12 protein-coding genes are annotated in these 12,586 nt (G+C 71.4%); 3 read left to right on the top strand and 9 right to left on the bottom strand.

Features of this window, described 5'->3' with window-relative positions:
* Positions 1-61: 61 nt before the first annotated feature.
* The 3 genes from ACFYQ5_RS08835 to ACFYQ5_RS08825 are packed head-to-tail and all read right to left on the bottom strand — an operon-like array spanning position 62 to position 3,128.
* Positions 62-1,045 carry a cation diffusion facilitator family transporter gene (locus ACFYQ5_RS08835; RefSeq protein ID WP_389195096.1) on the bottom strand — a complete coding sequence of 328 codons (984 nt, stop codon included), beginning with the start codon at positions 1,043-1,045 and terminating at the stop codon, positions 62-64.
* Between the two features lie 28 nt (positions 1,046-1,073).
* Entirely contained in the window at positions 1,074-1,949 is an 876-nt protein-coding gene (gene tesB / locus ACFYQ5_RS08830) for an acyl-CoA thioesterase II (RefSeq protein WP_389195093.1), read from the bottom strand.
* A 21-nt stretch (positions 1,950-1,970) separates the two neighbouring features.
* Entirely contained in the window at positions 1,971-3,128 is a 1,158-nt protein-coding gene (locus ACFYQ5_RS08825) for an acyl-CoA dehydrogenase family protein (protein WP_389195090.1), read from the bottom strand.
* A gap of 197 nt (positions 3,129-3,325) precedes the next feature.
* On the opposite strand from ACFYQ5_RS08825, the gene ACFYQ5_RS08820 reads away from it, so the two are divergent.
* Both ACFYQ5_RS08820 and ACFYQ5_RS08815 read left to right on the top strand, forming a co-directional pair.
* Positions 3,326-3,667 (top strand): DUF5713 family protein, encoded by a 342-nt coding sequence (locus ACFYQ5_RS08820; RefSeq protein WP_389195088.1) that lies wholly within the window; start codon positions 3,326-3,328, stop codon positions 3,665-3,667.
* 173 nt (positions 3,668-3,840) lie between these two features.
* Positions 3,841-4,314: an Asp23/Gls24 family envelope stress response protein gene (locus ACFYQ5_RS08815; protein ID WP_389195085.1), complete on the top strand. Its 474-nt coding sequence runs from the start codon at positions 3,841-3,843 to the stop codon at positions 4,312-4,314.
* Between the two features lie 257 nt (positions 4,315-4,571).
* Here ACFYQ5_RS08815 and ACFYQ5_RS08810 read toward each other — a convergent pair whose 3' ends face one another.
* Positions 4,572-4,973 carry a peptidase inhibitor family I36 protein gene (locus ACFYQ5_RS08810; protein ID WP_389195083.1) on the bottom strand — a complete coding sequence of 134 codons (402 nt, stop codon included), beginning with the start codon at positions 4,971-4,973 and terminating at the stop codon, positions 4,572-4,574.
* A gap of 65 nt (positions 4,974-5,038) precedes the next feature.
* Between ACFYQ5_RS08810 and ACFYQ5_RS08805 the strand changes: the two genes are divergently transcribed.
* On the top strand, positions 5,039-5,392 hold the full coding sequence (locus tag ACFYQ5_RS08805; RefSeq protein WP_389195080.1) for a hypothetical protein: 354 nt from the start codon (positions 5,039-5,041) through the stop codon (positions 5,390-5,392).
* On the opposite strand, the gene ACFYQ5_RS08800 is transcribed toward ACFYQ5_RS08805, so the two are convergent.
* From ACFYQ5_RS08800 to ACFYQ5_RS08780, 5 genes are read right to left on the bottom strand one after another with little or no spacing between them, the layout of a single operon-like run.
* Positions 5,364-7,700, bottom strand: a complete 2,337-nt coding sequence (locus ACFYQ5_RS08800; protein WP_389195078.1) for a glycoside hydrolase family 3 N-terminal domain-containing protein — start codon at positions 7,698-7,700, stop codon at positions 5,364-5,366. The two genes, ACFYQ5_RS08805 and ACFYQ5_RS08800, sit on opposite strands and share 29 nt — an antisense overlap.
* Before the next feature lie 38 nt (positions 7,701-7,738).
* Entirely contained in the window at positions 7,739-9,673 is a 1,935-nt protein-coding gene (locus ACFYQ5_RS08795; protein WP_389195075.1) for a cellulase family glycosylhydrolase, read from the bottom strand.
* Between the two features lie 53 nt (positions 9,674-9,726).
* Positions 9,727-10,779 (bottom strand): LacI family DNA-binding transcriptional regulator, encoded by a 1,053-nt coding sequence (locus ACFYQ5_RS08790; RefSeq protein WP_389195073.1) that lies wholly within the window; start codon positions 10,777-10,779, stop codon positions 9,727-9,729.
* Complete coding sequence (locus tag ACFYQ5_RS08785; protein ID WP_389195070.1) at positions 10,776-11,603, bottom strand: carbohydrate ABC transporter permease; 828 nt, start codon at positions 11,601-11,603, stop codon at positions 10,776-10,778. The genes ACFYQ5_RS08790 and ACFYQ5_RS08785 overlap by 4 nt, the downstream gene beginning before the upstream one ends.
* Positions 11,604-11,617: 14 nt before the next feature.
* A complete protein-coding gene (locus ACFYQ5_RS08780; RefSeq protein WP_389195068.1) occupies positions 11,618-12,559 on the bottom strand; it encodes a carbohydrate ABC transporter permease in 942 nt (313 codons plus the stop codon).
* Between the last annotated feature and the right edge of the window lie 27 nt (positions 12,560-12,586).

Here is a 12,586-nt window from a genome sequence, read left to right as displayed (position 1 = left end):
CCGGTAGCACTCCAGCGTTCAGGAGTACGACCGGCTCACACGTGACCGCCTCGCGCGCGGCTCAGCTGCCGCCGCGCGCCGCGAGCCGCTGGGCGCGCCCCGGTGTCGGGTCCAGGTACACCCGCTGGATCGACGGGTAGCGCTCCCGCAGTTGCTGCTCCGCCTCCTCGCACGCCCACTCGATCTGCGCGGCCGTCGACGCGTCCCGGAAGTCGATCTTCGCGGCGACCAGCAGCTCCGACGGGCCCTGGATCAGCGTGGTCAGCTCCACCACCTCCAGGATGTGCGGCACGGACAGCAGCTCCTCGCGCACCCCGGCCCGCATCCCGGCCGGGAGCGGCCGGCCGATCAGCAGCTGGGCGTTGGACCGGCAGAGCACCCATGCCACGTACACCAGCAGGACGCCGATGAGGACCGAGGCGATACCGTCCCAGACGCCGGATCCGGTGAGCTGCCCGCCGAGCAGGCCACCGGCCGCCAGCAGCAGCCCTGCCAGCGCCGCCGAGTCCTCCAACACCACGGCCTTGACCGCCGTGTCGGGGGTCCGGCGCAGGTAGTGCGGCGCGGGCATCCGGAGCCGGGCGGCCTCACCGCGCACCTGCCGGATCCCCGTGCGCAGCGAGAAGCCCTCCAGCAGGAACGCGACCGCGAGCACGAGGTACGAGACGAGCGGGTCGCCGAGCTCCTCTCCCCGCAGCAGGGTGTGGATGCCGTCGTACAGGGAGAACACCGCCCCGCCGACGAACGTCGCGACGGCGGCGAGCATCGCCCAGATGTAGCGTTCGGGGCCGTAACCCAGCGGGTGGTCCTCGTCGGCGGGCTTCTCGCTGCGCCTGAGCGCGGTGAGGAGCATGACCTCGGTGACGGTGTCGGCGACCGAGTGCGCGGCCTCCGAGAGCATCGCGCTGGAACCGCTGATCAGCCCCGCCACCAGCTTCGCCGCCGCGATACCGAGATTGGCGGCCGCCGCGACGACGACGGTGGACGTGGACTCGCCGCCACCGGTCTGCTCGTCATTCCTGGCGTCACTCGTGGCGTCACTCATGAGGGGCAGTATGTCCGAATGTGCGGCTTCAGTCCCTCGGGACGCGGACCAGGCCCTCCTGGATGACCGTGATGGCCAGCTTCCCGTCAGCCGTCCAGATCCTGGCCTGGCCGAGGCCACGTCCGCCGGACGCGGAGGGCGACTCCTGGTCGTACAGCAGCCACTCGTCCGCCTGGAAGGGGCGGTGGAACCACATGGCGTGGTCCAGGCTGGCGCCCACCACGTCACCGACGGACCAGCCACCGCGTCCGTGGGCGAGCAGCACCGAGTCGAGCAGCGTCATGTCGGAGACGTACGTCGCCATGCAGACGTGCAGCAGCGGGTCGTCCGCCAGCTTGCCGTGGGTGCGGAACCAGACCTGGGAGCGCGGCTCGCGGGGTTCGCCGGCCGTGGCGAACGGCGGGGCGTCGACATAGCGCAGGTCGACCGCGGCCCGGGCCTCCAGCAGCCGGTCCACCATGCGCGGGTCGGTGAAGCGGTCCGCGTACCGGGGCAGCATCTGCGCGGCCGTCGGCAGGGTCTCCGGGTCGGGGGCGGCCGGCATGACCGCCTGGTGGTCCATGCCGTCCTCGTGCACCTGGAACGACGCGGAGAGGTGGAAGATCGGCTTGCCGTGCTGGACGGCGACGACCCGGCGGGTGGTGAAGGACCGCCCGTCGCGGATCCGGTCCACGTTGTAGACGATCGGCGCGCCCGGGTCCCCGGGACGCAGGAAGTACGCGTGCAGGGAGTGCGCGCCCCGGTCGTCGGGGACCGTGCGCCCGGCGGCGACCAGGGCCTGGGCCGCGACCTGGCCGCCGAAGACCCGGGGCACGACCGCCGAACGGCTCGTGCCCCGGAAGATGTCCTGCTCGATCTGCTCCAGGTCGAGCAGATCGAGCAGGGAGTCAAGTGCTGGGCTCATGGAAGGGAGACGTAGCCGTGCTCAGAGACCCATGGACTTGGCGATGATCGACTTCATGACCTCGCTGGTGCCGCCGTAGATGCGGTTGACCCGGTTGTCCGTGTAGAGGCGGGCGATCGGGTACTCGTTCATGAAGCCGTAGCCACCGTGCAGCTGGAGGCAGCGGTCGATCACGCGGTGCGCGACCTCGGTGCAGAACAGCTTCGCGGACGCGGCCTCGGCGGCGGTGAGCTCACCGGCGTCCAGAGCCTCGATCGCGCGGTCGCAGACGGCCTCGGCCGCGTCGACCTCGGCCTTGCAGGCGGCCAGTTCGAACTTGGTGTTCTGGAAGGACGCGACCGTCTTGCCGAACACGGTGCGGTCCTGGGTGTACTGCTGGGCGAACCGCACGGCGGCGGCGGCCTGCGCGTACGCGCCGACGGCGATGCCCAGGCGCTCCTGGGGGAGGTTCTGGCCGAGGTAGGAGAAGCCCTTGTTCTCCTCGCCCAGCAGGTCCTCGACGGGCACCTTGACGTCCACGAAGGCCAGTTCGGCGGTGTCGGAGACCTTGAGGCCCAGCTTGTCGAGCTTGCGGCCGACCGAGTAGCCCTCGGACTTGGTGTCGACCACCAGGAGCGAGATGCCGTGGCGGCGGTCGTCGGCCTTGGGGGCGTCCGTGCGGGCGCAGACGATGACCTTGTCGGCGTGCACGCCACCGGTGATGAAGGTCTTGGCGCCGTTGAGGACGTAGTGCGTGCCGTCCTCGGAGAGCTTGGCGGTCGTCTTCATGCCGGCCAGGTCGGAACCGGTGCCCGGCTCGGTCATGGCTATCGCGTACATGGACTTGCCGGAGACGAAGTCGGGCAGCCAGCGCTTCTTCTGCTCCTCGGTGGCGTACGCCTTGAGGTACGGCAGGCAGAGCAGGACGTGCACACCGGAGCCGCCGAAGGAGATGCCCGCGCGGGCGGTCTCCTCGTACAGGACCGCTTCGAACTTGAAGGACTCCTCGCCCGCGCCGCCGTACTCCTCGGGGACCTCGATGCCGAAGATGCCCAGCTCGGCGAGCTTGTAGTAGAAGTCGCGAGGCGCCTGGCCCGCCGCGAACCACTCGTCGTAGACGGGGACGACCTCGGCCTCGATGAAGGCGCGGATGGTCTCCCGGAACGCGTCGTGGTCCTCGTTGTAAACCGTACGGCGCACGGGGTGCCTCCTGGTGTCAGCTTCGGCTTCGGTCGCAGTGGCTAAGCGCTTGCTCAGTCCTGGTCAAAAGTTACCCGGCGGTCACGGTGGCTGTCCAGGGTGATGCTGAGCACGCCTGGCCCGGCTCCCGCCCCCGGACTGTCAGTGGCGTGGTGCAGGATCGGAACGAACGATCACCGAGCGGACGGGGGATGGCTATGGCGATCACGAACGAGCGCATCACGCGGTACGTGTTCCTGCGTGTGCTGTACGAGGACGGCTACTACCCCGACCACCTGGTCGACAAGGGCCGGGGCGTACTGATGCGGCTCTGCGAGCGGATCGAGGCGGAACAGCCGGCGGACCTGGCCGCGCTGTACGCGCTGACCGAGGTGGCGACGGAGGAGTTCAACGCGCTGGAGGCGGAGTTCGAGGAGGCCGGCAGCGAGATCGAGACCGTCGCCCGTGAGGAGATAGCGGAGAACTTCTGGTTCGTCGCGTCGGCGTACGGGTTCGAGGAAGCGGACGTGGAGGAGCTGGTCGCCGCCCGGGAGTGGTGACGGCGCCGCCGTCACGGGGGCGGGATCGCGCGGCCCCGGCCCTGTGACGGCGGGTGCCGGATCGGAGCGCCGCGTTCACTCCGATGGCGGCCGACGACGGGCAGGCGCACAGTGAAATGAGGAGCCGGCGAGGGACGAGTCGCCTCGTCGCAACGATCCTCTGTGAGGCAATCATGGCTGATGTCGAATCCCTGAGCGGGAGTTCGCTGACAGGCAGGAACGCGGAACGGGCCGGACGGGGCACGACCACCATCGCCGACGGCGTCGTGGCCACCATCGCCGGGATCGCCATCCGTGAGACCGAGGGTGTGTATTCGGTGGGCCGAGGCGCGTCGAAGGCTCTGGGTGCCGTCGCGGGGCGGGTGTCCAAAACCGGCGGCGAGGGACGCGGTGTGAAGGTGGAGGTGGGAGAGAAGCAGACCGCGATCGATGTCGACATCGAGGTGGAATACGGCATCCCGATCCATGAGCTCGCCGACCGGATCCGGACGCATGTGACGGACGCGGTGGAGACGATGACGGGCCTGGAGGTCGTCGAGACCAACATCAACGTCTTCGACGTCCATGTCCCGGGCGACGACGCGGACGACCAGGGCGACGAAGGGGACCGCTCCGGCGGCAGCACGGTGGCTGCCCGCGTGCGGTGAGCACCCCGCCCGCCGTGCCCGCGCCGGCCCTTCGGGTCACGTGGTGTGACGGCGGTCCCGCCAGTACGTCCGGAGCAGCGACGACGCGCCCCAGGCTGCAACGATCAGTGCGGTGACCTGAATCCAGAACCTAGTTGACATCTCGGACGTCGTCCAGAGATCCGGGCAGCGCCTCCCGTTCGCCGGCACGCGAAGGACCGCCCGCCCAGGGCGCGACCTGGACGGGCGGTCCTTGCTCGGAGCGCGGCGGCTGGTGGCTACTGCGGCTTGAACGAGCGGATCTGGTAGCTCCCCTGGAGGTTGCCGCCCTGTCCGGCCAGGGTGGAGCCGACCCGGGACTTGAAGTTCGTCTGGGTGTAGTACTGCACGCGGTGCTCCGTCTTGTTCCACACCGAGAGGACGTTCTTGCCGTTCCGGATGAACGAGCAGTTGTCGGCGGTGTTCCTCATCTCGCGAGCCGTCCACTGGCAGCGGGTCCCCCCGCCGTTCCAGCCGTCGAAGGCGCAGAAGTAGCCGTGGGTGCACCGGGCGAACGCGGCGCTCGGGGCGGCGGCTCCGCTCACGGCGGGCTTGCCGGCGTCAGTGGCGGAGACGGGCCCGGTGCCCAGTCCGAAGGCCAGAAGGACCGCGGCGGCGGCGAGTGCGGTGATGCGGTTCACGGTGAAGACCTTTCGCTGTTCGTCGACCGGGCGGTGCCCGCGGTCAACAGCAGCGTGGCACCCCGGTGACCTGCGCAGACAGCCCCCGAACGGGGGGCGCCCGAGGTCTTTCCAGCGGTGCGGGGCGCGCCTGTGCGCACCGGCGTGAACGTGGCGGCCGGATCACGCACGGCGCCTCCCTTGCCGTCCGGGCCGCCACCCGTGCGGACCGGGGGAACGCGTACGACGCGCCGGTCGTCGCCGCACCGGACCGGCTGCTGACCGCCGGAAAGGAGGCGGAGCGGCTGAGCCCCGGCGCCTACGCCGACGAGGTCGTGCCGCTCGTGTCGCTCCTGTGGAAGACCGGCGGACCCGACCGGCAGGAACGCGGCGAGCGCAAGCCGGCCATGGTCATCGACGGTCTGCCTGCCGGGCGGTGACAGCCCGAGGCGTCACCGTGAGCCCGGCCGAGCGGGTGCGCTGCGACGACGGCCCCGTCTCGATCGCGAACTCGCCCGGCTCCACGGCCCATTGCCCCGCGTACGTGAACGAGGCCAGGGCCTCCGCGTCCACCGGGAAGGTGACCTCGGCGCTCTCGCCGGGTGCCAGCTCCACCCGGGCGAAGCCGCGCAGCTCACGCACCCGTGGCCACGAGCTCCCGCCGAGCATCCGGCGTACGTAGAGCTGGACCGTCTCCCGCGCCGGCCGGGCGCCCGTGTTGACGACGCGGACCGCGCAGCTCACCGGTGCCGGCCCGTCGAACCGGTCCGCAGCCACGGACGCCAGGGACAGCCGGGGCGTGCCGTATTCCACCGTCGTGTAGGAAAGGCCGTGGCCGAAGGGGTGACGCGGGGCGGCGGGCTGGTCGACGTAGCCCCGGTAACCGTGGTCCTTCCCGTTGTAGAACACCGGCAGCTGGGCCGCCGACCGGGGTACGGAGACGGGCAGCCGCCCCTGTGGTCCGGCCGCGCCGAACAGCACGTCCGCGACCGCCCTTCCGCCCCACGGTCCGGGGTACCAGGCGCTCAGCACCGCCGCCGCCGTGCCGGAGAGGTCCGGCAGGGCGTGCGGACGGCCCTGGACCAGCACCACGACCACCGGGGTCCCGGTCGCGGCGACGGCGTCCAGGAGGGCCGACTGGCCCTCCGGCAGGGAGAGTTCGGCCAGGTCGACGCCCTCCCCGCAGGTCATCTCCACCGGGTTCCCGGAGGCCACTACGGCAGCCCCGTTGGCGTCGAAACGCGTACCGGACTCACGTGCGCTCGATCCACCGAGGACCAGCACCGCGACATCGGCCAAGGCGGCGAGCGCCACGGCCTCGGGCAGGTCCGGCAGATCGCCGCCGACGAGGCCGCAGCCCCGGGCGTACGTGACCTGGGTGCCGTCGGGTGCCGCCGCCCGGATGCCCGCGAGCACGCCGCTGCCCGTGCCGGGCCGCTGCGGCGCGGTGTAGTCGCCGATCTGCTGCGGCACGGAATCGGCGTTCGGCCCGATGACCGCGACGGTCCCGATGCGACGGCCGGACAGCGGCAGCGTCACCCCGTCGTGTTCGAGGAGGGTGACGGATGCGCGGGCGACGCGCTCGCTCAGGCGTTCCAGGCGCGCGGGCTCCGTCTCCTGGGCGCCGGTGTACGGGCGCTCGAAGAGCCCCAGGCGGAACTTCAGCGCGAGGACGCGTCCTACGGCCGTGTCGAGCGTGGACTCCTCGACCAGTCCCCGCCGGACCGCTTCCGCCAGCCGTGGGTAGCAGTCGTCCCACAGGCTCAGGTCGGTTCCCGCCCGCAGCGCCATCGCACCGGCCGCCATCGGATCACCCGCCATCCGCACCAGGCGGTCGATCGCGAGCCCGTCGGCCATCACCAGGCCGCCGAAACCCCACTGTTCCCGGAGGATCCCGGTCAGCAGGTGGTGGTTCCCCGCGCACGGCACGCCGTCGAACTCGTTGTACGCGGCCATCAGGCCCGCCGCTCCGGCCCGTATGCCCGCCCGCGCGGCCACGAGATGGATCTCGTGCAGCTCGCGCGCCCCCAGCTCGGTGGCCGCGCTGTTCCGGCCGCCGATCGTGGCCCCCTGCCCGGCGAAGTGCTTGAGGACCACGGCCGCGCGGTCCGGCCCGATGTGATCCCCGGCCGGACCCTGCACCCCGCGCACCAGCGCCTCGGTGAACCGCGCCGCCAGGTACGGGTCCTCGCCGAAGCACTCCTCCGCGCGGCCCCAGCGCGGATCCCGCACCAGGTCGAGCGCGGAGACCAGCGCGACATGGCCGCCACGGGCCCGGAGCTGCGCGGCGGCGAGGGCCGCCGCCTCCTCGTACAGCTCCGGGTCCCAGGTGGCGCCGACCGCCAGGTTCACCGGCAGCACGGTCCCGTCCAGCGCCTGGACGCCGTGCGGCATCTCCTCGACCAGCAGGACGGGGATGCCGAGCCTGGTGTTCTCGACGACGTGCCGCTGCACGGCGTCGGAGACCCGCGCCCCGTCCGTGGCGCCGATCCCCGTCTCCGCCGTCACACCGGACCAGGGGTCGGCGCGCTGGAGTCCGTACAGCGCGCCCATCCCGTCATAGGCCGCCACCTCCGCACGGAACGCGTCCGTCAGCCGGTGGCCGGACGGGGTGCGCTCGTACGCGTGCCAGCCGTACATCCGCTGGTTGACCTGGCCCACCTTCTCGGTGAGCGTCATCCGCGACAGCAGATCGCGTACCCGCTCGGAGACGGGCGCCTCGGGGTCGCGGAACAGGGGGTCGGACATCGGGCGGCTCACCTCGGAGGTCGGGACGGGGCGCGGGGTCAGCGCAGTTCGAGCACGCGCACCCCGTACGGGGCGAGGGTCACGTCCGGCACCGGGTCCCCGCCGGTCAGCTCGCGCAGTTCCCCGTCCACCGACGGGCGCACGGTCAGCTCCTCGCCGGACTGGCTCACCAGCCACACGAAACGCGCGCCGTCCTCGCGGACCAGCGTGTCGGCGCTGACGTACGGGGTGGGGACCGTCACCGGCCGTGCGGCACCGGCGAGTTCGGCGAGCGCCGCGTACAGCCGGTGGGTCTGCTCCGGGTTGGCGCGGGCGGTGCGGGCCGCCATGTGCTCCAGGGGATACGTGGCCAGGACGGTGCGGCCCGCGCCCGTCTCGTACCGCAGCAGCGCCGGACGGCCGTGCGCGTCGGTGGCGACGACCCGCGCGCCGTCCGGGACGACGGGCAGGTAGGCGCGGCTGTCCTCGTTGCCCGCGACCGGGAAGGTCAGCACCTCGCCGGCGGCTATGGAACCGAAGTCCTCGGTGAACGTCATCTCCAGGACGTCGTCCTCGATCGGCTCGGCGACACCGTAGGACAGCTGGAGCTCCACCCCGAACAGCCCGTCGAGGTCGTGGAACCACGGGCCACGCGTCGTCGGGTACTCACCCGAGCAGAACGACAGGTAGACCGTGGCCCCCTCCTTCGCCCGACGCTCCAGCGCACGGCGGGTGCGGGTGGTCAGCTGGCGGGTCGACGGCAGCAGATACAGCGAGGCGTCGTCGGGCAGCCCGTCCGCCTCCCGGGCGAACGCCACCGGAAGGTCCGCGCCGCGCGCCGCCACATAGCCCTGGTGCAGCGAGGTGAAGATCAGCGGGCGGTCGGCGGGCCGGCTGTACGGGTAGCCCCGCTCCAGGAAGGCCGGCACGACCAGGGCCGCGTCCGCGTCGGTACGGCGGCAGCGCCGGAAGTCGACCTGCTCCAGGACCTTCGCGAAGGCGGCCAGTTCACGCAGCGGCTCCTTCGGGCGCCCGGCGTGATCGGTGATCCCGAAGTGCATCTCGAAGGGGTGGTGGTCGTACGGTGACTGCTCCCACAGGTCGTCGTAGTCCGTGTTGTTCCAGGCCATCCAGCCGGTGGCCCCGCCCAGCAGCGAGTTGTGCAGGGTCTGCCGGTAGAAGATCCCGGCGTTCGCGGCCGAGACCGTGTCGGTGGAGAGCCCGAACTCCTCCAGGACCACCGGCTGACCCGTGACGGCGGCGAGCTCGCACTCGAACGCGGCACGGTAGTGCTGGCGCGGCCGGTCCGTGTCGGAGCGGTAGACGTGCGGCCCCACGAAGTCGACGTACTCGGCGGTCTCCCGCAGCGAGAAGCCGTTGTCCCGGCCGGTCACCTCGATGCCCCAGGCACCGTCGCCGAGCGACACCGGCTGCGTGCCCCCCGCCGCGCGCACGGCGTCACACATGAACTGCGCCCACGCGGTGACGACATCGCTCGACGGCGGGTCGACCTGGTAGATCCGGCCGTAACCCGGCATCTCGTTGGTGATCAGCCAGCCCGTGACCGCCGGGTGGTCCGTGAAGCGCCTGGTCATCTGGGAGACGAACCACGCCTGCCGGCCGACGAGCCACACGTCCTCGTACAGATCCCGGTCACCACGCCACGCCGGGTCCCAGTTCTCGCCCGACATGTGGCCGACGATGAACGTGGGGACCGTGCCCATCCCCAGCTCGTGGTGGGCGTCCAGGAAGTCACGGAAACGGTCGCAGAGTTCCTCGTCGATCCGCCCGGGCTCCGGGTGGAAGTCCGGCCAGTAGAAGAACGACCTGGTCATGTTCAGACCGTGCTCCCGGAGCACGGCCAGCTCCTCGCGGACCGTCCTCGGCTCGTAGTTCCGCCACATCAGCGGACCGCCGGTGCGGGACCAGAAGTTGGTGCCGAGCCACGGGAGGACGGCGGAGTCGTGGGTGAGCTGGGCGCTGTGGCGTCGCATGGCGTTTCTGGTCCTCTTCGATGTGCGGGGGGTGCCGGGATGGGTGCGGCGGTTCAGGTCGGGGAGGTCAGCGGGCCCGTCGACTCCCGTACGACGAGACGGGGGCGGCCGTCGAGCACCGGCGGGGGCACCTCCTCCCCGCAGCCGGCGAGCAGGGTGAGCGCGGCGGCCGCACCGACGCGCTGGACCTGCTGGTCGACGGTGGTGAGCCGGGGGTGGACCCAGCGGCCGAGCGAGAGGTTGTCGTAACCGACCACCGACAGGTCGCCGGGCACCCGGAGCCCGGCGCGCTGCGCCGTGCCGATGCCGCAGACGGCCATGGAGTCGTTGGGGAACACGAGGGCCGTCGGCCGGTCGGGCACCGCGAGCAGCTCCTCGGTGACGGCGACGGCGGCCTGCTCGGTGAAGTCGCTGTGCCGTACGGCGACGGGGCGCAGGCCCGACTCGGCCAGGGCCTCCTCGAAGGCGTGCAACCGCAGCCGGGTGTGCAGCAGTTCGGCCGGACCCGCGATGTACGCGACACGGCGGTGGCCGAGCTCCAGCAGATGGGCGACCGCCTCCTTCATGCCGGCGCCCTGCTGCCCGAGCCCTACCCGGGGCACGGGCGAGGCGGTGTCGGGGGCGCCCAGCAGGACGGCGGGCAGCCCGAGGCCCCGCAGCAGGTCCGGGCGCGGGTCGTCGGCACGGGCGTCGGTCAGCACGGCGCCGTCTATGCGGCCCTCCGCGACCAGCCGCTCGTACAGCGCGTTCTCCTGGGCCATGTCGGCGACCAGGTGGAGCAGCAGACCGTAGCCACGCGGGGCGAGTTCGCCCTCCAGACCGGTGATCAGCTCACTGAAGTGCGGGTCGGAGCCCAGCACGTCGGTGGGCCGCCGGACGACGAGCGCGATCGTACGCGTACGGGCCCGGCGCAACGCCGTCGCGGAGGCGCTCGGGGACCAGCCCAGCTCGGTGGCCGCGTCCAGGACCCGGCGGCGGGTGGCCTCCGAGATCCGGCCGGTGCCGTTGACGGCCTGGGAGACCGCGGCGGTGGAGACCCCCGCCGCGGCGGCCACGGCCTTGATGGTGGGGCGCACGGCGGTACGCCCTTCGAGACGCCTGTTCACATTTTCACCGCTCCGCTGACGAGGGCCTGCTGCATCCGCTTCTGGAGCACGGTGTAGACCATCCAGACCGGGACCAGGGTCAGCACCGTGCCCGCCGTAAGGATGCCGTAGTCCGTACCCGTCAGGGACTTGAGCGTGGGCAGGGCGACCTGCACGGTCCGCTGCTCGGGGTCGGGGCCGATGATGACGAGCGAGTAGAGGTACTCGTTCCAGAAGGTCAGGAAGTTCAGCAGCAGGATGGTCGCGATCCCCGGCATGCACATCGGCGTGTAGACGTGCCGGAGGACGGCGAAGGTGGACGCGCCGTCGATGCGCGCCGCCTCCTCCATCTCACGCGGGATGGTCCGCATGAACTGCACCAGGATGACGACGGACAGCGGCATCGCCGTGGCCGGCAGGAACAGCACCATGAACGCACGGGTGTGGAACAGCCCGGTGGCGGCGGCGAGCAGGAACGTGGGGAAGAGCGCGGCGAAGGTGGGGACCAGGAAGCCCAGCGAGAACACCCGCTCCACCAGGGCGCCGAGCCGGCCCTCGGCACGGGCGATGGCGAAGGCCGCCGGTATCGCGAGCCCCAGGGTGAGGACCAGCGCCAGCACGGTGACGAGCATCGAGTTGAGGACGGCGGGACCGAGGTGTGCCGAGGAGAACGACTCGGCGAAGTTGGCGGTGGAGAGGGACGTGGGGAGGGAGAACGGGCTCCCGAAGATCTGGTCGTTCGTCTTGAACGCCGAGACCAGCAGGTAGTAGAGGGGGACGACCAGCAGCACCATGTACAGCCACGCGAAGATGTGCGCCGGCAGCCAGGACCTTCCGAATTTCATGGGACCAGCTCCGTTCAGTAGTTCTGGCGGAAGACGCGGCGGATGGTCAGCAGCCCGGTCAGACCGACCAGGAAGAGGACCACACCGACGGTCTGGCTGTAGCCGAGGTCGGCCGCGATGAACGCCTTCTGGTAGACGAGGAAGGACAACGTCGTCGAGGAGCTCCCCGGACCGCCCTGGGTCAGCAGCAGCACGTTCTGCGCGGAACCGAACAGCGTCCAGAGGAACTGGAGCATCGTCACGACGCCCACGAAGTCACGGATGACGGGGAAGTGGATGCGCCACATGGCACGCCAGTGCCCGGCGCCGTCGAGCTGCGCGGCCTCACCGATCTCGTCCGGGACGCTGCCGAGGCGGGCCGCGAACAGCACGGCGGTGAAGCCGATGCCGCTCCACACGTCGAGGAGGATGAGGGAGCCGAGCGCGGTGGAGGGCGAGGCGAGCCAGGCGTCGGTCATCGAGCCGAGGCCGACCTTGTCCAGGGCGCCGTTGAGCAGACCGTCCGGTGAGAGGACCGCGTAGAACACCATCGCCTTGGCGGGGGTGGAGATCAGCCCGGGGATGAAGAGCAGGTAGCGCAGGACGCGGTGCCCCGGCGGTTTCTGCGCGACGTAGTAGCCGAGCATGTACGCCCCGATGATCATCAGGGGCACGGCCACGACGAGCTGTACGGCGGTGTTGCGCACCGCGTCCCAGAAGACCGGGTCGTCGAGGACGGCGCTGATGTTGCCGGTGCCGGCGAAGGAGACCGGCTGGAGCATGCCGGGCCAGTGCAGGGCGGCGATGACGAAGATGGCGACCAGCGGGCCGACCATGAAGACCAGGTACCAGACCAGCGCGGGCACGGCGAGGATGACCCCGCCCTGCGTACGGCGCTTCGTGGTGGAGGCGGACGGCGGGGGAGGGACCGGTCCGCGGACCGAGGCGCCGCCCGGGGCGGACGAGAGCATCGTCATGGGAGGACTCGCAAAGGCTCGGGCGCG

The sequence above is a fragment of the Streptomyces sp. NPDC005794 genome, assembly GCF_042871445.1.
Lineage (GTDB): Bacteria > Actinomycetota > Actinomycetes > Streptomycetales > Streptomycetaceae > Streptomyces.
The sequence above is the reverse complement of the archived record's forward strand: the minus strand, read 5'-3'. Positions and strand labels throughout refer to the sequence as shown.